The sequence below is a fragment of the Mesorhizobium caraganae genome (assembly GCF_016836705.1).
GTDB classification, from domain to species: Bacteria; Pseudomonadota; Alphaproteobacteria; order Rhizobiales; family Rhizobiaceae; genus Mesorhizobium; species Mesorhizobium caraganae.
This window is the reverse complement of sequence record NZ_JAFCGY010000007.1, coordinates 1-20564: the sequence shown is the minus strand read 5'-3', so window position 1 is coordinate 20564 and position 20564 is coordinate 1. Positions and strand designations below refer to the sequence as shown.

General features: G+C 60.8%; 18 protein-coding genes and 2 pseudogenes. 12 read left to right on the top strand and 8 right to left on the bottom strand.

Translation table 11 applies throughout. The features are described from left to right. Nucleotides 1-122: 122 nt before the first annotated feature. The 5 genes and pseudogenes from JQK88_RS15630 to JQK88_RS15610 form a co-directional block, all read right to left on the bottom strand. Nucleotides 123-953 (bottom strand): transglutaminase-like domain-containing protein, encoded by an 831-nt coding sequence (locus tag JQK88_RS15630; RefSeq protein WP_192254663.1) that lies wholly within the window; start codon nt 951-953, stop codon nt 123-125. Nucleotides 954-1030: 77 nt separating this feature from the next. After that, nucleotides 1031-1920: pseudogene (locus tag JQK88_RS15625) on the bottom strand (transglutaminase family protein). Between the two features lie 829 nt (nt 1921-2749). Continuing rightward, a complete protein-coding gene (locus tag JQK88_RS15620; protein ID WP_203278785.1) occupies nt 2750-3601 on the bottom strand; it encodes a TIGR01459 family HAD-type hydrolase in 852 nt (283 codons plus the stop codon). Continuing rightward, on the bottom strand, nt 3598-4887 hold the full coding sequence (locus JQK88_RS15615; protein WP_203278784.1) for an FGGY-family carbohydrate kinase: 1290 nt from the start codon (nt 4885-4887) through the stop codon (nt 3598-3600). The genes JQK88_RS15620 and JQK88_RS15615 overlap by 4 nt, the downstream gene beginning before the upstream one ends. Beyond that, nucleotides 4871-5914 (bottom strand): class II aldolase/adducin family protein, encoded by a 1044-nt coding sequence (locus JQK88_RS15610; RefSeq protein ID WP_203278783.1) that lies wholly within the window; start codon nt 5912-5914, stop codon nt 4871-4873. The genes JQK88_RS15615 and JQK88_RS15610 overlap by 17 nt, the downstream gene beginning before the upstream one ends. A 199-nt stretch (nt 5915-6113) precedes the next feature. Here JQK88_RS15610 and JQK88_RS15605 point away from each other — a divergent pair, with 199 nt between their 5' ends. The 7 genes from JQK88_RS15605 to JQK88_RS36100 all read left to right on the top strand — a co-directional run bounded on the left by JQK88_RS15605 (nt 6114) and on the right by JQK88_RS36100 (nt 13291). Further along, nucleotides 6114-6896, top strand: a complete 783-nt coding sequence (locus tag JQK88_RS15605) for a DeoR/GlpR family DNA-binding transcription regulator (protein WP_203278782.1) — start codon at nt 6114-6116, stop codon at nt 6894-6896. Next, nucleotides 6893-8272 carry an FGGY-family carbohydrate kinase gene (locus JQK88_RS15600; protein ID WP_192254651.1) on the top strand — a complete coding sequence of 460 codons (1380 nt, stop codon included), beginning with the start codon at nt 6893-6895 and terminating at the stop codon, nt 8270-8272. Before JQK88_RS15605 ends, JQK88_RS15600 begins: the two co-directional genes overlap by 4 nt. Beyond that, the gene (locus JQK88_RS15595) at nt 8269-9813 is read left to right on the top strand and encodes a sugar ABC transporter ATP-binding protein (RefSeq protein ID WP_192254649.1); all 1545 of its coding nucleotides are present in this window, start codon (nt 8269-8271) and stop codon (nt 9811-9813) included. The genes JQK88_RS15600 and JQK88_RS15595 overlap by 4 nt, the downstream gene beginning before the upstream one ends. Then, entirely contained in the window at nt 9810-10811 is a 1002-nt protein-coding gene (locus tag JQK88_RS15590; protein ID WP_192254647.1) for an ABC transporter permease subunit, read from the top strand. Before JQK88_RS15595 ends, JQK88_RS15590 begins: the two co-directional genes overlap by 4 nt. A 78-nt stretch (nt 10812-10889) precedes the next feature. After that, a complete protein-coding gene (locus tag JQK88_RS15585; RefSeq protein WP_192254645.1) occupies nt 10890-11828 on the top strand; it encodes an ABC transporter substrate-binding protein in 939 nt (312 codons plus the stop codon). Nucleotides 11829-11925: 97 nt separating this feature from the next. After that, nucleotides 11926-12819 carry a sugar phosphate isomerase/epimerase family protein gene (locus JQK88_RS15580; protein WP_192254643.1) on the top strand — a complete coding sequence of 298 codons (894 nt, stop codon included), beginning with the start codon at nt 11926-11928 and terminating at the stop codon, nt 12817-12819. 208 nt (nt 12820-13027) lie between these two features. Continuing rightward, a complete protein-coding gene (locus JQK88_RS36100; protein WP_246501671.1) occupies nt 13028-13291 on the top strand; it encodes a hypothetical protein in 264 nt (87 codons plus the stop codon). Here the strand turns inward: JQK88_RS36100 and JQK88_RS15570 are convergent. Together JQK88_RS15570 and JQK88_RS15565 are read right to left on the bottom strand one after the other, a co-directional pair. Further along, nucleotides 13282-13653 carry a hypothetical protein gene (locus tag JQK88_RS15570; RefSeq protein WP_203278781.1) on the bottom strand — a complete coding sequence of 124 codons (372 nt, stop codon included), beginning with the start codon at nt 13651-13653 and terminating at the stop codon, nt 13282-13284. The genes JQK88_RS36100 and JQK88_RS15570 overlap by 10 nt on opposite strands. Before the next feature lie 132 nt (nt 13654-13785). Further along, nucleotides 13786-14162: pseudogene (locus JQK88_RS15565) on the bottom strand (integrase core domain-containing protein); the annotation flags it as partial. 128 nt (nt 14163-14290) lie between these two features. On the opposite strand from JQK88_RS15565, the gene JQK88_RS15560 reads away from it, so the two are divergent. The 4 genes from JQK88_RS15560 to JQK88_RS15545 all read left to right on the top strand — a co-directional run bounded on the left by JQK88_RS15560 (nt 14291) and on the right by JQK88_RS15545 (nt 18556). Then, a complete protein-coding gene (locus JQK88_RS15560; protein WP_192254637.1) occupies nt 14291-14845 on the top strand; it encodes a heme NO-binding domain-containing protein in 555 nt (184 codons plus the stop codon). Then, complete coding sequence (locus tag JQK88_RS15555) at nt 14846-16375, top strand: putative bifunctional diguanylate cyclase/phosphodiesterase (RefSeq protein WP_192254635.1); 1530 nt, start codon at nt 14846-14848, stop codon at nt 16373-16375. Nucleotides 16376-16574: 199 nt separating this feature from the next. Continuing rightward, complete coding sequence (locus JQK88_RS15550) at nt 16575-17309, top strand: class I SAM-dependent methyltransferase (protein ID WP_203278780.1); 735 nt, start codon at nt 16575-16577, stop codon at nt 17307-17309. Nucleotides 17310-17548: 239 nt separating this feature from the next. After that, entirely contained in the window at nt 17549-18556 is a 1008-nt protein-coding gene (locus JQK88_RS15545; protein WP_192254631.1) for an AI-2E family transporter, read from the top strand. Nucleotides 18557-19315: 759 nt separating this feature from the next. On the opposite strand, the gene JQK88_RS15540 is transcribed toward JQK88_RS15545, so the two are convergent. Continuing rightward, the gene (locus JQK88_RS15540) at nt 19316-19477 is read right to left on the bottom strand and encodes a hypothetical protein (RefSeq protein ID WP_203278779.1); all 162 of its coding nucleotides are present in this window, start codon (nt 19475-19477) and stop codon (nt 19316-19318) included. A 377-nt stretch (nt 19478-19854) separates the two neighbouring features. Between JQK88_RS15540 and JQK88_RS15535 the strand changes: the two genes are divergently transcribed. After that, nucleotides 19855-20564: VCBS domain-containing protein (locus tag JQK88_RS15535; protein ID WP_203278778.1), on the top strand; the 710-nt coding region annotated here is incomplete at its 3' end.

The window sequence follows — 20564 nt, the reverse complement described above, 5'->3', positions numbered from 1 at the left end:
TCGATAATGGCCAGGGGGCGTGACGGCATAACTGCCCGATTATGATATGCGGCCTCTAATGTCTCCATTGTTCGGCTAGCGCTATCCAGCGTCAGGTCCACTTCACGACATGGCCTTGCGCGTCATAGGGTCGCCAACAAGTGCTCCGACGGGATTTCTTGCGTGACAACTTCGAAGCCGGCAAGTCTCGATGACCCGAAACTGGTTGAGAGGGCAACATCAGTCGCGTCGCAACCCGTCGCCATCAGGATCCTACCGATTCGAGGGCGGTTATGCCGAGCATCAAATGTGAACCAGTGACCGCTAAGATATGCTTCGAACCACGCGCTGAAATCCATGGGATCCGGCACTGGAGGCACGCCGATGTCGCCGAGATAGCCGGTGCAATAGCGCGCCGGTATATTCATGCAGCGGCATAGCGAGATGGCCAGGTGCGCAAAGTCGCGACAGACGCCGGCTCGATCTTCGAAGGCGCCATAGGCGGTCCGCAGCGGATTGGCGGCTTGGTAATCGAAAGCGATGTGATCGTGCACGAAATTGCAGATCGCCTGAACCCGGGTCCATCCAGGCGTGGTGTTGCCAAAGTTCGCCCAAGCGAGGTCGCCAAGCCGATCGGTATCGCAATAGCGGCTTCCAAGCAGAAACCTAAGCACCTCGTCCGGGAGTTCCTTAATATCGTGTTGAACGGCGTTCGGCAGGACAACGTCGGACTTGCCGGTGTCGTATATCTCGAAGCTCGTCGATATCGTGGTCAGCCCTGCTGGCGCTTCTATTCTCGTGCATGCGTTGCCGAAAGCATCAATGTAGCCGCGGGCCTCGATCGGGCGATCAAAACCTATGACCTGTTCCGTGAGCAGATCGACGCGGCGTGAGGGATGGATCTCAAGGACCAGCAGCATCGGTGTCGGCTGCGAGCATTCGTAGGTAAGGCTGAAACCTGCGCGGATCCGCATCGATGCTCCAATGTTCTAATCCAGGAACTGGGCAAACTCCGTGTTTGCCAAACAGTTCCTGAGAACATCGGACAGCGCTAATTTTTTGTTGGCGTGGTTTCCTTCGCCACCTTCACCTCCACGCTCATGCCCAGAAAACTTGACGCGCTTCCGTAGTAGCTTCCAGAAAGTGGGGCGGCTTGTCGGGGATGGCGAGCCACAGCCACCCTGATCAAATCCCGGTTGCCGACAATGCCGTTGGTTGGATCAAACTCGATCCAACCGGCCCCGGGCAAGTAGACTTGGCACCAGGCATGCGTTGAGCCTCCGCCGCGGACAGCATCACTGTCGCGGCTCGGCACATACACATAACCGGTCACGAAACGAGCAGCAAAGCCAAGAGAGCGAACGGCTTCCATCATGAAAAGCGCAAAGTCCCGGCATGTGCCCTTGCGCAGATGCAAGGTCATGAGCGGTGGTTGCGTTCCAGTTTCGAACCGACGGGAATAGACGAAGCTCTCGTGGATGGCGTAGCAGAGGGTCATCAACAGTTTTCCGGTCTCGGTGTGCCCTCCGGCCCTGACAAACTGTCGTGCCCATTTGCCGATCTCGTCACCATCATCGGCGTGATGGCGCTCCATTGTTTGCGCGAGGTCGGCTACCTCGTCGGGGTCGTAGGAGAATGGATAGTTCAACGCGGCCTCATCGATACGGAAATCGGGCGCATGCTGAGGTGTGTGATCGAGCCGATGTCTGTCGCAAAATGAAGTTCATTGGCCGAGCCGTGGAAATCGATCACGGCTACGCAGTTTCCGAAAACGTCATGGATCCATCGAACCTCCCTCGGCTCGGGTCTTACGGATAAGGCGTGATCCAGGAGTCGTTGATCGAAACTGTCGCGCGGCCTGAACATGAGCCTGTGCTCGCCAAACTTCACAGGCTGGTTATAGCGATAGACAGTGGTGTGCTTGACAGAAAAGATCGGCATCGGCGTCCGTCAAATGATCCCTGGCATGTTTACATCAACCTAGTGCCTAATCGGACCTTGAACGAACTATTTCCGCTTCTAGCGATCCTCCCGGCAGTTGTCGTGAAAACTCAGCCGCTGGCCGCCTTGTCAGATGGATCCTCGCACTCCAGTCGGAAGTTGACAGCCAGTGATGGACGCCACCGAGGGTTCTTGGAGATCGTTCCTCAGGTTGGATGTCGCGTCTAGCTGCACGCGTTCACATGACGCAAATCGCGGGCGCGTCTACAACCGGGCATGCAAACGACTGCGACTTACGATTCGGGGACTGGCACTTTCACAATCGTGAAAGACAAATGGCGCGGGACCTTCCCGATTGCCGATCTTCCAAAGTGGCTCGACTTTTACCGCCACCAACGCGAGCGATACCCTGCTCACGCCGCCTCCTATGACAGTGACGTTAAGGCGCTGGAAGCACTCGTCGCTGATCTGGAGAAAAAGTAAGCCCGCTGCCTGGCCGGGGGGCTTGGGGTTAGGCGCGGGCTTTAGGCGGAGGGCGGGCTTTCAAGTGCGATCCTGCGGCGCATGATCGACACGCTTGGAATGCAGGAAGGAAGGTCGGGGCCAAACGAGCGCTGAAACCGAGACAGGTATGGGCGATCCGCCGATTGTCAGCGGCGGCGAAGTAGTACCGTTTGGCGATGTGCCGTTTGGTCCGATGCGGCTCTCGTTACGCGGAAGCTTTTCGATTTCGAAACATCGGCACAACGCCATAGCGCTCGGCAAATGATCCGCCGCTAGGAAAAACTGCTCGGCCGGATTCAGACGCGAGCGTGCCAGGCCAATCAAATCAGCAATACCTGAAGCGATCCATGGTGTAATCCGGGTAGGCGTCCATCGTGTCGAACAAGTCGATCAGGTCAGCGGTGTCCGCCAATATTCCAGACTGAACCAGCACCGTGGACACGCCGGCAGCAAGTCCGCCGGCGATGTCGTGTTCGACGCTGTCGCCGACGCAGACCACGGTGCTGCGGTGCGGATTGCCTACCAGCGCTAGCGCGGTGTGGAATATCGCGGGGTAAGGCTTGCCGATACGCGTGACGCTACCACCGAGGTTCTCGTAGAGATCCGCCAGCTGGCCGGCACCGAAGCGCGGCCCCACCGTCGTCAGCATGATCTTGTCCGGGTTGGTGCAGAAGCATGCCACCTGCCGCGCTGCAGCCGGTGCAAGAAGCCTGCGGTAGTGGTCAAGATCGTAGCGGTCGCCCTCGCTGGCCGAAATCAGCACCAGCCCGGCATCGTCACCGTCCTCGGTCAATGCAAAGGGCAGACCTTCGATCGCCGAGCGGTCATCGTCGCGGCTTATCAGCAGGCATTTCGTGTTTGGCAGCAGCCTTCCGGATGCCGCCATGTCGTGAAAGAGCTCCCATGCTACCTCGCCGGAAGAGACAAAATGGTCCCAGCTTCCTGGTTCGAAGCCGAGGTTTAGCAGCCGGCTCTCATTAGGCCCTGCCCGCTTGCCCGAGTTCGAGATCAGCACAATGGTCTTGCCGGCGCGCTTCAGGGCCGACAGTGCTTCCACCGCGCCTGGATAGGGGCTGGTGCCATCATGCAGCACGCCGAACTGATCGAGCAGGAAAACGTCATAGCGCTCGGCCAGCGGCCTGATGCCGTTGAGGTGTTCGACTGGTTTGGCGCTCATAGAAGCCCCGCCATGCTTGCGCCCATTAGCGCCAACCGCGCCGTGCCGGCAGCGGCTTCGTCCGAAAGCGGCGGCAGAAAATCAACGCCCAGTCTACGCTGCCGGATCGCAGTCCAGGTGGCATTTGCCGCACCGCCACCGACGCTTCTGACCGACCTCAGCCGCGGCGCGCCGAGCTCTGCGAGCCTGTCATAGCCGAGCGCCTCGATCGCCGCGATACCCTCCAATATCGCTTTCAGAAAGTCGGCGTCCTCCACCGGTCGCGGCACAAGCCGCGGCGGCAGTTCCGGATCGGCGATCGGAAAGCGTTCGCCTGCAGCCGCAAGAGGATAATAGTCGAGGCCGGTTTCGGTCATCGGGTCGATCGCCGTGCTTAGCTCGATGATGCGCGCCAGAGGGAAATGCTGTTTCAGCACCTTGCCGCCGGAGTTCGATGCGCCGCCGGCCAGCCAGACATCTCCAAGCCGATGGCTGTAGATGCCGAAGCGTGGCGCCGAGATAGGCCGATCGGACAGGATCTTGACCGTCAACGACGACCCCAGCGCGGTGACGCCGTCACCGATGGCCGCGGCACCTGTCGCCAGGAACGAGGCACAGCCATCAGTCGTGCCGGCGACGACGGCCATCTCGCGCGGTAAGCCGAACATATCCGCGGCATCCGCGGTGAGCTTGCCGACGACATCGCCCGGCCTGGCGACACCGGGCAGCAACTCCATGCGCATTCCGGTCGCCGCAATCCAGTCCGGCCAGGAGCGGGCCGCGGCATCGTAACCCGTTTTCAAGGCATTGTTCTCGTCGCTGACATCGAGGCGACCGGAGAATTGTCCAGCGATCCAGTCCGCCTGATGCAGCACCGCGGCAACGCCGGGCGTGCGCTGGAACCAGAGCGCCTTGGCGAGACCGGACGTCGCCCCAAGTGCGGCACTGGTCGCTGGGGCTTCGCGAGCGATAGCGGCCAGAATGGCGTTGTCGGCGACCCTATCGTGGTACATCAGCGGCCCGGCCAGCGGCCGCCCGGCGCCGTCGATCGGCAGCAACGTGCCTGAAGTGCCGTCAACAGCGATCGATCGGACCGCTGTTCGATCGATGCGCGAAAGCAACTCCGCCAGCGCTGCGCCGACCGCGGACCACCACACTGCTGGGTCGCGGGCATTCTGGCCAAACGACTCGAGCGGAACGGCGGACCGGGCGGCAATGGAAAAATCCGGACGCATGGCGACGGCCCGCGCACCGGACGTGCCGATGTCGATGCCTATGGCAAGCGGCGTGTCAGCGGCTGGCGGCATTGAGTTTCTGACGATACTTCTCGGCGTCCCAGTTGATTAGCTCATCATTCTCGGCGGCGGTGAGGTAGTTCAGCCGCGCCGCAATGTCGATCCGTGCCGTCACGTCGGCAAGGCAGCGTTGCATGGCGTCGGCGCCGGCACTGGCGTCGCCGCGCATCAGCACGCCCAGCCCGGGAAACAGGATCGCCGCGGGCTTGGCACCGCACCGCTCTGTGACGCGCGGCACATCCTCACCGGGCTTCGCCAGCGCCGATCCCCGGCCCAGAAAGATGACATGATCGGGATAGAGGCTGCCCCCGGACGCCATGCGGCGGCTTTCGGGATCGATGGCGACCGCATGCGCCTCGATTTCCGCCGGCAACCTGTAACCGGTGTTCCCAGCCAGTGCCGTCAATGCCGCAACATCCGGTTCCACCACCTGGCGTGCCGGCCGCGCCAGAAGCAGCGTGACGCGGCGCAGCAGCACTTCGACCTCGGCGACGGTATCGGCCGCGACCACCAGCCCGTGATTGGCAAGGATTAGCACGTCGACCCCCGGCTGAAGCCGCGCGGCAATACCCTGCGCAAGCGGCAGGCCCGGCCGGAAATAAGGAACATACGCCCATTTGAGACCATTGAGGCGTTTGGCGGCTTCCACCTCGCAATCGGCCTGTACCGCCAGCGAAATGGTTTCGACGCAATGGACATGCAGGACGACGCGCTGCGGCATCAGCGCGTGAACGGTGGTTTCAATCGAAGGGCGCAGGCGGCGGACGTTGAGCGTCTCGATGGCGAAGATCTGCGGCTGGTCGGCGGCGCTGTCATGCTGTTCGACAGCCCTGAGCAGTGGCGTCATCGCCACCGGTACCATGATGTCTTCGGAGAGCGCATCCTTGAGCCAGGTGCCGGAAGCCTTGATCCACAGCGTGTCGCCGGCTTTCAGCGAGGTGTTGCCGCCGGCGGCCTGGGTCAGATTTGGGCTGCGCCCGATGCTGGCTGAAAGCGATCGCAAAGCAGCCATTTCCTGCGCATCCGCATAGGTCGCCATGGCCCATTTCCTCTATCAGCTCCGCCAGCCTCGCAGCTTCGGATACACCGTCGCGGGGCGAATGTTGATGTTTGTATCGCAGACGCGAGCGACTTACGTCAACAGTGATCTAATATCATCAAACGTTCTTGCAATCAGAGAGCATTTGAGTAAGTTACATCAAAGGCCGTGGCAAAACGGCTTCCGGGAGGAAAAACGATTGAGCGACTCCGGCCGCCAGCGTCAGATCGTCGAGTTGCTGCGGGATCGCCCCTTCGCATCGGTGCGGGAGCTGCAGGAGCGGCTTGGCGTGTCGGCGGCGACGGTGCGGCGCGACATCGACAAGATCGACGAGGCCGGCGAAGCAAGGAAGGTCTATGGCGGCATCTCGGCGCTCGATGGTTCTTCGCACGCGGGTGTCGCCTATGCTAGGCCCTATGACGAGAACCGCGACCTTGCGGTCGAGGCCAAGCGGCAGATCGCCGCGCTCGCAGCGACTATGGTGCGTGACGGCGACGCCGTCATCGTGCATGGCGGTTCGACCTGCTTTCATCTCGGCGTCAAGCTCGCCGATCGCAACATCCGGCTCTACACCAACTCGATGCCGCTGGCGGCCTATCTCAGCGACCACGGCCATTGCAGTCTGACCGTCGCCGGCGGCGACCTTTACCGCGAGCCGGGCATCATCCATTCGCTGACCCAGGCGGTGCCGTTCTACGCCTCGAAATTCTTTATCGGCGCGCAAGGCATCGGCCAGGACGGCTTGCTGGAATCGCACCCGCTGCTGGTCCGCTCGATCGTCGAGCTCAGCCTCTGCGCCGACCAGATCGTGGTGCTGGCCGACAGCCGCAAACTGTCGATCCACGCGCGCAACGTGGCGCTGCCGCTATCGCGCATCGGCACGCTGGTCACCGATGACGGCCTGTCCGATACCGATGCGCGCATGCTCGAAGACGCCGGCGTCATGGTGCGGATCGCCTCTTCTTCGGGAGGCGGTCAGTGAACATAGCCGTCCTCGATTTCGGTAAGACCAATTCGAAGCTGTTCGTTTTCGCCCCGGACGGGCGCATCCTCGACGAGCGCCGCACCCAGCCGAGCTGGATCCGCAAAGGCGGCTTCAGCGTGCTCGACGAGGCAGCACTTCACAATTGGGCGGTTGGCGCCATCGATGACGCGGTCGGTATCCACAATATCGATGGGCTGATGGTATCGGGCCATGGCTGCACCTTTGCCCTCGTCGATGAGGCGGATCTTACGCATCCGATACTCGATTACGAGCAGGAGCCGCCGGCTGATATTGCCGCGCAAATCGATCGCCGCGTTCCAGATTTCGCCGAGACCTTCTCGCCACGGTTGCCACTCGGCTTCAACTACGGTCGCCACATGCTGTGGCTACAGGCGGTGCAACCCGGTGCATTCACTGCCGCGAAATCGATCCTCGGCTATCCGCAATACTGGAGCTGGCGGTTTGGCGGCCGGCCGGTATCGGAAGTGTCCTATCTCGGCTGCCACTCGCATCTATGGGCGCCGCGCAATCGCGATTTCTCCTCGCTGGTCGACGCCGAAGGCTGGCGCGGCCAGATGCCCGGCTTCGAGCGCGCCGGCGCGGTGATCGGCGAGCAGCGCTTCGGCCAGGCCCCGAAGCCGGTCGCCATCCACAACGGCGTCCATGACTCGAATGCCGCGCTCCATGCCTATCGCGGCCAGCAGCTTGGGCCGGTGACCGTGGTCTCAACCGGCACCTGGGTCATCGTGCTCAATCCGGACTGCCCGATCGACGCGCTCGACGGCGAGCGCGACATGCTGGTCAATGTCGATGTCGACGGCGGCCCGGTGCCGACCATCCGCTTCATGGGCGGCCGCGAATTCGCCACGATCAGCCCCGGCTGGCATGGCCCGATTGCTCCGGCGGCAGTGCAGCGGGTGATCGATGCCGGCATCATGGCGCTGCCGAGCTTCGCGCCGGGCGGGCCGATGCCTCACCGCCGCGGCGAACTGGTCGGGCGTACATCCAGTGCCGAGGAACGCGCAGCCGTGGCGCTGCTCTATGTCGCGCTGATGGTCGATCGGTGCCTCGAGCTGATCCATTCCGACAACACCGTGATCGTCGATGGCGGCCTGAACACTGGCGGGATGCTTGCCTCGCTGCTGGCGCAATTGCGACCGGGGCAGGCTTTCCTGCAGGGAGCAACGCTCGAGGGCAGCGCCACCGGTGCCGCCGCACTTGCCTTCGAAAGCACCGGACGCGCGTTTGCCACCGAGGCGCCGGAGGCGGTGCGCCCCGCAAGCTTCGGCGGCCTTGCCGGCTACCGCAACGACTGGCGCGGCCTCGCCGCTGACCGGCGTGCAGCCGGAGCAGCCTCTGGAGGCGCACGATGAGCGCCGCCGCCCGGATCGATACGGCCCGCCAGCCGGTGCTGGAAATGCGCCACATCTCCAAGACGTTCGGCCCGATCCGCGCCTTGCAGGATGTATCGCTGATTGTCCATGCCGGCGAACTGCATGCATTGATGGGTGAGAACGGTGCCGGCAAGTCGACCCTGATGAAGGTGCTTTCCGGCGCCTATAGGCCCGATCCCGGCGGCGAGATCCTGATCGACGGCGTGCCGGCCGCCACCGGCGACCCGATCAAGGCACGCGCCCAGGGCATAGCCGTCATCTACCAGGAGCTGTCGCTGGCGCCCAATCTGTCGGTAGCGCAGAACATTTTTCTCGGCAACGAGCCGCGACGGTTCGGCATCGTCGACCGCGAGCAGTGCAATCGGCGCGCCGGCGAGATCATCGCGCGGCTCGGCGTGACCTTCTCGGTCCGCACCCCGGTCGCAAGCCTATCGCTAGGCGAACGCCAGCTGGTGGAAATCGCCCGGGCGCTGTCGACCAATGCGCGCATCATCGTCATGGACGAGCCGACCACGTCGCTCACCTCGCGTGAGACCGACCGGCTGTTCGAGGTGATCGCGACGCTGAAGTCGCAAGGCATCGCCATCATCTACATCAGCCACCGCATGGAAGAGGTCTACCAGCTCGCCGACCGCGTCAGCGTGCTGCGCGACAGCGGCTATGTCGGCACGCTCGACCGCTCCGATCTGAACGCCTCGCGCCTGGTATCGATGATGGTCGGGCGCGATCTGTCGACCTTCTACAAGAAGGATCACCGCCCGCCGGACGAGAAGCGCGCCGTCGCGCTGTCGGTGCGCGGCATGTCGGACGGCAATCTCGTAAAGAATTGTTCTTTCGACCTTCACAAAGGCGAGGTGCTGGCACTGGCCGGCTTGGTCGGCTCTGGCCGCACCGAACTGGCACGGCTGATCTTCGGTGCCGACCGGCGCACATCTGGAACGCTTGAGCTCGGCGGCAAGCCGATATCCATTGATTCGCCGCGCGAGGCGCTCGACGCCGGCATCGCCTACCTCACCGAGGACCGCAAGCAGCTTGGCCTGTTCCTCGACATGTCGATCTCCGACAACATCAGCATGGGCGTGCTGGCCATGGATGCGAAGGCCGGTGGTTTGCGAGATTTCAATGCCGCCGAAAGGCGCGCCGCCAAGGCGGTCTCCGACCTCTCCATCCGCACCCGCTCGGTGCAGGCCAATGCCGGCTCGCTGTCGGGCGGCAACCAGCAGAAGGTGCTGCTCGCCCGGCTGCTGGAAACAGAGCCGCAGGTCGTCATCCTCGACGAGCCGACCCGCGGCGTCGATGTCGGTGCGAAGTCGGAAATCTACCGGTTGATCGACAATCTCGCCAAGAAAAGCATCGCCATCCTGATGATCTCCAGCGAATTGCCGGAGGTGATCGGCATCGCCGACCGCGTGCTGGTGATGCGCGACGGCGCCATCGCCGGCGAGGTGACGGCGTCGGAGGGCGGGCCGTTGCGCCAGGAAGCGATCATGGAACTTGCAACGGGAGCGGCTCAGCGATGACCGACAAGGTGGCCGACACGACAAAAGCGGACGACCGGGCGGTCGGCAGGAGCAGAAGGTGGCGCACCACCTTCGCCGCACTCGGCATGCTGCCGATCCTGATCCTGCTGGCGGTCGGCTTCCAGTTGATGAACCCGCGCTTCTTCACCCAGACCAATTTGCTGATCGTCATGCAGCAATCGTCGATCAACATCGTGCTGGCGGCCGGCATGACCTTCGTCATCCTGACCGGCGGCATCGATCTCTCCGTCGGCTCGATCCTTGCCGCCTCGGCGATGGTGGCGGTGATGGTGTCGCTGGTGCCCGATTGGGGACTGCTGGGCGTGCCGGCGGCCATCCTTGTCGGCCTCGGCTTCGGCGTCATCAACGGGTTGCTGATCGCCTATATCAGGCTGCCGCCCTTCATCGTCACGCTGGGGTCGCTGACGGCCGTGCGCGGCGTTGCCCGCCTGCTCGGCCAGGATACCACGGTGTTCAACTCGGACCTGCCGTTCGACTTCATCGGCAACGGTTCGCTGTTCGGCGTTCCCTGGCTGGTCATTATCGCGCTGGCGGTCGTCGTTCTGTCCTGGCTTGTGCTCAAGCGCACCGTGCTCGGCACCTGGATCTACGCCGTCGGCGGCAACGCCGAGGCGGCACGGCTGACCGGCATCAAGGTGCCGCTGGTGCTGCTCTTCGTCTATGGCGCTTCCGGCCTTCTGGCCGGTCTTGGCGGCGCCATGTCGGCGGCCCGGCTCTACGCCGCCAACGGGCTGCAGCTCGGACAGTCCTACGAGTTGGATGCCATCGCCGCGGTCATTCTCGGCGGTACCAGCTTCGTCGGCGGCGTCGGCTCGATCTGGGGCACGCTGATCGGCGGCCTGATCATCGCGGTGCTCTCCAACGGGCTCATCTTGGCCGGTGTCTCGGACATCTGGCAGTACATCATCAAGGGATTGGTCATCATCGTGGCAGTCGCCCTCGACCGCTACAGGCTCCAGGCAGGAGCAAGAACGTGATGGCCCTTAGTCGCCGGCAAGGGAGCCGGTTTCATGTGTAACGCACCGTGAGAGGCGCGGGGCAATTGGAGGAAAGCAATGAAGACCATCGCTAAACTGCTCTGCGGCGTCGCCCTTGCGGCCGTCGTGACCGCGCCGGCATCGGCCAAGGACCTGAACAAGGTTGGCATCTCGGTCGGCCTGCTCGGCAACCCGTTCTTCGTCGCCACGATTAAGGGCATCGAGGACGCAGCCAAGAAGATCAACCCGAACGTCCAGGTGACGTCGGTATCGGCCGACTACGACCTCAACAAGCAGGTCTCGCAGGTCGATTCCTTCATCGCCGCCGGCGTCGACGTCATCATGCTCAACGCCGTCGATGCCAAGGCGATCGCGCCGGCGGTGAAGAAGGCGCAGGCGGCCGGCGTCATCGTCGCCGCATTCGACGTTTCGGCGCCGGGCGCTGACGTCACCGTGATGACCAACAACGTCAAGGCCGGCGAAGAGGCCTGCCAGTACCTGGTCGACCAAACCGGCGGCAAGGGCGACTACGTCATCCTCAACGGCCCGGCATCATCGTCGATCCTGGAGCGGGTCAAGGGCTGCAAGGACGTCCTTGCAAAACACCCCGACATCAAGATCCTCTCCGACGACCAGAATGCCGAAGGCTCACGCGACGGCGGCCTGAAGGTCTTCCAGTCGCTGCTAACCCGCTTCGACAAGATCGACGCGGTGTTCGCCATCAACGATCCGACGGCAATCGGCGCCCAGCTTGCGGCCAAGCAGCTCAACCGCTCGGAGTTCATCTTCACCGCGGTCGACGGCGCGCCGGATATCGAAAAGGAACTCGCTTCCGGCACGTCGATGATCAAAGCCTCGGCTTCGCAGGATCCCTATGTGATGGCCGGGCAGTCGCTGACAATGGCGGCTGATCTGCTTGCAGGCAAGAAGCCGGCCGAGGCCACCGTGCTCCTCGACCCGAAGCTGATCACGGCCGAAAACCTGAAGGACTACAAGGGTTGGACCGCGGCCCGCTAAACGTCCTTCAGAAGCGTGCGGCCGGGGTCACCGGCCGCACGTCTTGTCAGGCATCGGCTCCGCGTCTGGATCCGATGCGCAGAAGCCGGAGACGATGATGTCGCGTATTGGAATCCATTCTTTCGTTTGGTCGGCGAGCTCGGCACAGGCCAACCTCGAACGCACGCTGGCCAACACCAAAGAGGCCGGCTTCGACCTCATCGAATTTTCTTATCTCGACCCGGCCGATGTCGACATCAGAGGGCTGGCCAGACGCATCGCCGATCTCGGCCTCGGCGTCGCGATCAGCATCGGATTGCCTGGTGATGGCGACATTTCGAGCGCCGACAAAGCGATTGCCGCGCGTGGCGTCGAGATCCTCAAGGACACCATCGCGCTGACGCGCGATCTGGGCGGCCAGAAGATTGGCGGCATTCTCAGCACCAGCCACGGACTGCAGACGCTTGCGCCCACGCGTGATCAGTGGCAGCGCAGCGCCGGCACGCTGGCCAAGGTCGCGGAGACGGCGAAGGCGGCCGGCGTCACGCTCAATCTCGAGATTGTCAACCGCTTCGAAAGCAATTTGCTCAACACCGCCGCGCAAGGGCTGGCCTTCATCGAAGACACCGGGTCGGACAATATCTTCCTGCATCTCGATACTTTCCACATGAACATCGAGGAAGCCGATGTGGGGCTGGCTATCCGCCATGCCGCAAGCAAGATCGGCTATGTCCATATCGGCGAGAGCCATCGCGGCTTCCTTGGCACCGGCAATATCGACTTCGCCGCGATCTTCGATGCGCTGACAGCTATCGGCTACAACGACGACCTCAGCTTCGAATCCTTCTCGTCGGAAATCGTCGATGAGAACCTGTCGAAGAAGACCGCCATCTGGCGCAATCTGTGGACAGACAATCTGGCACTCGCCAAGCACGCGCGCGCCTTCATCGGTCTTGGGCTGGAGACGGCACGGCGCAAGGCAGAGCTTGTTGCATCGAGACACCGTCCTTAGCGGGGCGCTGCCAAAGCATTGCAATTTTGCCATATGGGTAGGCGAGACGTAGATTGCGCACCAACGCTAACGTCAGAACGAGTGGGCATGATGCGCGCGAAGCATGGGCGCGCCGCAAGAATTGGACGACCGGAGCACTTGGGGACTTTCCGGCCGTCGACCGCTGCTTGGTAGGCCTCCTTGAAACCCGCCTGAAGGGGGCCAGCAGGTGAACCACGCTCCTTCGTCCGATAGCGCCAGCGAACTTTGTGCGGTTTCACTCGGCCTTCAGCACTGGGTGTCTGGTCAGCCAGTCACGAATGATCAATCGGACGGCTTCGGGACGCGAAACGTCATGCTCGGCAACAAATTGATCGACGCCCGCCAGTATGTCGGGTTGGAGACGGGCCATGATTGGCGCGCCGGTCGAAGCGCGATCAGCCCGCAGATATGGAAAGAAGCTTACGAAGATCGTGCCTTCGCTCAGCTCTGAAATTGTTTGACACGCTCGCGCACTTCGGCGAGCCGTTCATCTCTGTTGTGGAGATCCTGCAAAGCACGCTCCAAGTGATCATAAAGAGGAAGCAATGCCTCGCCTTGCTTGCCACGCGCGACTATGATCTCTGCAACGCGGTCGAGCGCTCGCTCGATGCGCTCTGGGGTAACTGGACGAGGAGAGGTTGAGTACCGCCTCACAACATTGCCCCCTGTCAAAATCATGAAGTCAGCTTCTCTGAATCTGAACAGGCGCTTCGTCAAACGCCTGAAGGTCAAAACATGCTCGATTGGTATCGATAGTTGATGAAGCCGCAAAAAAATTGTTGCGACGATTTTTTCCTTTAACATCAAAACCATAATTTTTTTGACGGTCTTGGTGTCGGCATTTAAATGTAATTCAATTAGTTATAGGGTGTTTGAACAATCGAGTGGGAGTGAGGGTCGCCAGCGATCCAATATCCACGCCGTCGCGGAGGTCCGGCCGCTCCTCTAGGTGTGGAGCCTCAACAGGTTGTCCTCGGTTAGAGCGAGGCGACTGATAGGCGTTTTGGACTTTAGGCTGGCATGTGGCCAGTGCCAATTGTACCGATGCAGCCAATTGGGCAAGTCTTGGGCGCGGCATCGGGATGTCGGATAGGCGAATGGCGTAGGCCCATTCCCTGAGCGCGGTCTGAATGAAGCGCTCGGCCTTGCCGTTGGTCTTGGGCGTGTATGGTTTGGTGCGGACGTGCTTGAGGCCGAGATCGCGGCAGGCCTTGGCGAAAGCTTCCGATCTGTAGCAAGATCCGTTGTCGGTCATGACCCGGGCGACGGTGATACCGAGGCTTTTCGTAGTAAGCGACCGCCGCCTTGAGACAGGCGGCGGCCCAGCGCATGGAGAGGCAACTTATGTGACCGATGTTTTTTTCATTCTTAATTATACCCTTAACTATACATTCTATGCTGCGGTTTAGGCTCAGAACTGGGGCCGGTCCAATAGGCGAGTGAGGGCAACATGAAGGGTATGGTATTCACCGAGCTGCTGGGCTTCGTGGAACAGACCTATGGGGCTGATGCGGTGGATGACCTCATAGAGGCTTCCGATCTGTCGAGCGGTGGCGCCTACACCGCGGTGGGTACTTATGACCACAAGGAGATGCAAACTCTCGTCACCACATTGGCCGTGCAAAGCCACACGCCCCCAGACGATTTGCTGGGTTTATTCGGCCAGCATTTGATCGGGCGTTTCAAGGCTTCGTTTCCCGACTTCTTCAGGACGGCAGCCACCCTCTTTGATTTCCTCGAAAGCATCGATAGGCACATCCATGTGGAGGTGCGCAAGCTCTACCCCGATGCCGAGCTGCCCGAATTTCGGGCCGAGCGCGTCGGTCATGGGGCAATGAACCTTGATTATCGCAGCAGCCGTCCCTTCGAGGCGCTTGCCTCCGGCCTCATTCTTGGCGCGGCTCAGATCTACGGTGAGACTGTGCGAATAGAGCGAAGCTCCCACGAAAACGGCGGCGAGAAATTCGTTCGTTTTTCGATCCAGAAGACAGGTGCGATAGCTTAAATGCTCTCGGAAGCCGGCCATTTCGAGGACCGCGTTGCGCGTCTCGAACGGCGTCTCCAACGCGAACGGCGAGCACGTGAAGCGGCCGAATGGCTGCTCGAGGCGAAGTCGCTTGAGCTCTACAACGCCAACAGCCACCTGACTGTGCTGGCCAACGATCTCGAAATGCGCGTCCTCGATCGCACTCACGAGTTGGAGGTCTCCCGTCAGCAGGCCCTGTTCCTTGCGGAGCGCGATCCTCTGACCACGCTCGCCAATCGGGTCAGTTTCGCTCGCGATCTGGACGCGGCCATCAATGCGGCCCATGTTCAAGGTGGCTGTGTACAACTTCTGTTTGTAGATCTCGACCGGTTCAAGGAAATCAACGACAATTACGGTCATGCCGTAGGAGACGCGGTGCTGCTGGCGGTTGCCGACCGGTTGCGGGCAATCTGCAAGGAGCAGGAGGTGGCGGGCCGGCTGGGTGGTGATGAGTTCGGTGTTATCTGCGTGACGCCAATTCACAGCGAACGTGCCCGCGAGATCGCGGCGAAGGTCATGGAGGCCATGAGCAGGCCTATCGATTGTGGCCGCCTGCAGTTGATCGTCAGTTGCTCGGTCGGTTTTGCAAGCTTCCCCGGCAATGCCACGGATTCGCCAACGCTGCAGCGCTTCGCCGATATAGCTCTGTACCGCTCCAAGTCGGCGGGGCGCTCGACATGGACGGAATTTGACGAAACGATGGCGGCAGAGCTTGAGCACCGCCAGGGCTTGGAAGCAGAATTGCGCAGCGCCGTGGCGGCGCGAGAGATCGAGCCGTGGTATCAGCCGATTATCTCCACCCAGAGCAACAGGATCGTCGGGGTGGAGGCGCTTGCACGATGGCAGCATGCCGAGCGCGGGCTCATTCTTCCCGGGCTGTTCATCCCGCTGGCCGAGGAAAGTTCGTTGATCGTCGAACTCGGCAAGGCGATGATCGACCGCTGCTGCCAGGAGATGTATCCGCTCATCCGCGAAGGTCGGCTCGACTATGTGTCGATCAATCTATCGACGCGCCACTTGCGTTCGCCCTCGGTGGTCGAGCAGATCGCCGCGACGTTGGCTCGTCATCGCTTTCCGCCCTCGGCGCTTCAGCTTGAAATCACGGAAAGCCTGCTGCTCATTGATTTCGAGCAGGCCGAGGAGCGGCTTTCACACTTTCGCGCGCTCGGCATCCGAATTGCCCTCGACGATTTCGGAGCGGGCTATTCAAGCCTTTCATACATCAGGCGATTGCCGTTGGACGTTATCAAGATCGATCGCTCCTTTGCCAGGGACATCAGCTCCGACGGGCAGGCCGAAGCGGTGGTCAAAGCGATCGTTCAACTCGCACAGGCCCTGGACCTGCATATCATCGCTGAAGGCATTGAAACCGAAAGCCAGGCGCTCCGGCTGACCAGCTGCGGCTGTTTCGTCCAACAGGGATATTTGTTTGGCAGGCCGATGCCCTTGAGGGGAATCACGCAATATCTTGAGGCAGGTGCGAATCCGATGCATGCCACCCAAAGATAGGATGACGTTTTTCTAGCGTCCCCCAGGCGTTGCCCCAACCGGTTTGCCACGACCGACATTGGCCAAAGGGTTTGAACTACACTGGATGCAAAGGTCAGCTTTCAACCCTCATCATCCCGAAAGCTGACAATGCGGTTTCGTGAAGAGTTTCGGGCGCCGGCAGGCGCACGAAAGTCCCCGAAGAACGAACCCGCGGGCCATGGCCGGGAAAAGGCTCGCTGGGCACCTCCATGGGCGCAGAAGCCGGCTGGACACCAAGCATTTCGATTTCGGCTGGGCACCGGCCCGGGCGCTGGGGCCATGGATCGCGGCCGTCGCGGTTCAGGTCGCGACACCGGCCTACTGGCCGCTCGCCATGATGCTGAGGCTGCTTGCGGCGAACTTCTTCGCCGGAGGCCTCATTGCCCGCGCCGTCGGACGCTACGAACATGCGGTCCTGCCAATGGTCGACCTTCTGTCGGGCGACACAGATGTGGTTCTCGATGCAGGATGCGGCGCCGGGCTAACCACGATCGCGCTCGGCCGTGCATTTCGAAGAGAAAGGATCGTCGCGCTCGACCGCTTCGATCCGGACTATATCGAAGGCGGCGGCCGGGCGTTGCTCGAACAGAACCTGCGGCTCGCCGGGCTGACCGGGCGCGTCGACATCGAACTTGGCGACCTGACTGCATTACCTTTCCCGGAAGGCCGTTTCGACGCCGCCGTGAGCGCCCATCGATCGGCTCGGCCCGCAAAAGGAACAGGACTGCGTGAGATATTCCGGGTCTTAAACCCAGGCGGGCGATTTCTCCTCATCGTCTGGGTGCCCGGATGGACCATGTTCGCGATAGTCAGCGTACTCGCGCTGCTTTTCTCGGGCAAACGCGCCTGGCGGCGGATGGCAACGAGCGCCGGCTTCGAGTCCTGTGGCGAAGGTATGCTCAACGGCAACTGATTTGTCGTACTCAAGAAACCGGGAGCGTGATCGGGTCTGGAGCCGGTCCGTCGCCGAGACCATGTGCGACAGGAGGGACGAGCGTTCGGAACGGCGCGCACGCCTATTCGAACTGATGGACCGTGTTGCACGGATCAAAGTATGGACGACAACCATCCGGGGCGCGTGTTCGCTTGCGCATCACCGCGTATCAAATTAATGGAAACCCGGAGAGGACTTGGTGCCTCTGCAGGTGAAAAGTGCTGACCTTCCCAGGGTTCTATCTTGCGTCGTGCCTGCTCGCGCTTGTTGCGCTCGTAGCTGTGCTCGAACTCGGCCTGCTTCCGGCACTGCTTTCGGGCCTTCTCGTGTTTAACCTCGTTCATTTCGCCGCACCGATGCTCCATCGAATCGGGGTCTCCAGCAGCCTGACGAAAAGCCTTGCGCTGACCTTGGTGGCATTGATTTTCACGCTCCTGATAGCCGCCGCTATCTTTAGCGGCGTGTCGCAATTGACTGGCGGTTCGGAGAACGTCGTGACGCTCCTCAAGAAGATGGCCGAGATCATCGATACTGCGCGCGTCCATCTCCCAACCTGGGCGATGGACTATTTTCCGTCGAATATCGAGGAACTGGAAGTCTTCGCTGCCCGGTGGCTCCGCGAACATGCTGGCCAGCTTCAACTCGTCGGGCGGGATGTCGGCGTCCTGGTGGTCCACATTATCGTCGGCATGGTGATCGGCGGCTTGATCGCGGTGAGCTCGGCGGCGCCATCGGGCGAGCCCGGCCCACTGGCGGACGCGCTGGCGGATCGTGTCAACATTCTGAGCAAGGCCTTTCGCAACATCGTGTTCTCGCAAATCCGGATTTCGGCGTTGAATACGTTTCTGACTTCGATCTATCTCGTCGCTGTTCTACCGTCCTTCGGCATCGATCTGCCATTCATCAGGACCATGATAGCGCTGACTTTCGTCGCCGGCCTTCTGCCGGTCATCGGCAATCTGATCTCCAACACGGTGATCGTGGTTGTCAGCCTCAGCATCTCCTTCCTTGCAGCGCTAGGCTCGCTTGCCTTTCTCATCGTCATTCACAAGCTCGAATACTTCGTAAACGCCAAGATTATCGGTTCGCGGATCAATGCGCGTGCCTGGGAGCTTCTTCTGGCGATGGTTTTCATGGAGGCCTGGTTCGGTATGCCGGGTCTTGTCGCTGCGCCGATCTATTATGCCTATCTGAAGGCTGAACTGACGATGCGCGGGCTGATCTAGGGTTAGAGCAGCTGGCGATTTGACGACGGAAGCAAGTGGGAAACCGCGCACCCTTGACTAGCGTGACATACGAAAAAGTGCCCTTGTTGGAGCGATGACGGTACTTTTCGAGACTGCTTGGGCGCGTGGCCCAACGTCCCAAGTGAAAGAAATTGCCCGATTGGTCCTGATAGTTGGTGAAACCTCAAAATATTTTTTGCGGCGATTTTCCCTTTAGAATCAGAAGCGTAACTTTTTGACGGTCTTGATGTCGGCATTTACGCGGCGCTGAAAAATATTTGCCAGTGATTTCAATTGGTTATATCCTATTTGAACAATCGAGTGGGAGTAGGGGTTAGCGTAGTCTGGAGTGCTCCGGCGTAGTTTTTCGCAGAAAAAGCAACGATTTGCGGTTCATTTTATTTACAATCGGACCTACATCGTCAGCTGAAGCCATCAGCTACTTACGTCACTGATTCTTTTGACATCAAACCAGGACCACGTTGGACGTGAAGACTAGCAGATTTATTTGACGGTACTTTTGACCGTACTTTTCATACGCGGCTCAACGTCCGAGAGAAGTATCGTCACGGATTTTTCGGACCTGACGGTACTTTTTTCAAGTCAACATTTTGAAATATATAAAGAAATCGCCCGCGGATAACGTTTCCGCGCTGACGGTACTTTAGCATGTCCGGCATCGACCAAGGCCATTTGTGGACGCGGGCCGAGCTCGTGACACGGTAGTTGAGCTAATTGTGGCCTCTGCCGGTCGAGCCGTCATTCTTGGAACGTCATTATCCAGTTTTGGGGCTGGATTTTGATATTGTGCCGCATGTCGGCCGTTGCGATCAGCTTGCCGTTGCGCGGAAGCTGACCGTGGGCGACTAGGTCTTCAGCCCAAGAACCTGCCATTTTGGTCGAGCCGAGCGCCGATATCATGGGCGCGGCTCCTTCAACTATTAACTGTCTTGCAAACTGCTCGTTGACGCGTCCGCCCTGCTAGAGTTAATAATATGCTAATATAAGGGGCGCCTAAATCCGTGGCCAGCAACCACGAGTTGTAGGATGCAGTTGGGGTAGGGCGACGCAGCGCAGCGACCGGTGTCGTTGAGCGCACAAGAATCGAGTTAACATCCGTCCGTGAATGGCCAGCTTGAGGCGTGCCGTTCCGAGCGCGGCTGTGTGCCTGGATAACGGCGACAACCATGCCTCCCCGGACTCGCGCGACTATTCTTCGGCTGGAAGCAGCCGGTCTAACAGTACTGTCAATGAAACAGATGATTGGGCATCTGTTCTTAACTACTAGGGGGGTTGAAATGGCTACTCAGGTCACCGGTGCCGGCGGCACCACGACGTCGTTCTCCAACACGCCGCAGGCGAAGGACGATCTTCTTGCCTTTTCGGAAGATGCCACTGGCGTCTTGATCCTGAATGTATTGGCGAACGATCTGGGAGGAACGGCCAAACAGCTGTATTCCATCGACAACGCAGACAGTCTTACGACAGCAACGAAGATATACGCGCCGGCAGATCTACTGGCGCGCGACATCACGTTCTCCAGTGATAGTGCAGCGCTCGCCGCGCTCCCCGCGACTGCCAATACGAGCCTTCTAGGCGCTCGCATCTGGATAAGCGCCGATGGTACGATCCACTACAACAAGGCTGATATCGACGCCCAGGTGCAGGCACTTGGGCAGGGGCAGGTTCTCACCGACAAAGTGACCTACGCCATTCAGCTCGGCAATGGCACGCTAAGCTGGGCCACGGCTACCATCCAGTTCACCGGCGCCAATGACGCGGCGGTGATCACTGTCAATGGTGCCGAAGACACCTCGGTGACGGAAAAGAGCGGTGTCGCCAACGGCACGCCAGGCGACGCCTCAGCCTTCGGCGATCTCAATGCGACCGATGTCGACAATGCGGCGACCTTTAACGTGCAGGCCGCCGTCGCCAAGACCTATGGCACCTTCTCGATCGATGCGAGCGGTGCATGGAGCTATACGCTCGACGACAACAACGCGGTCGT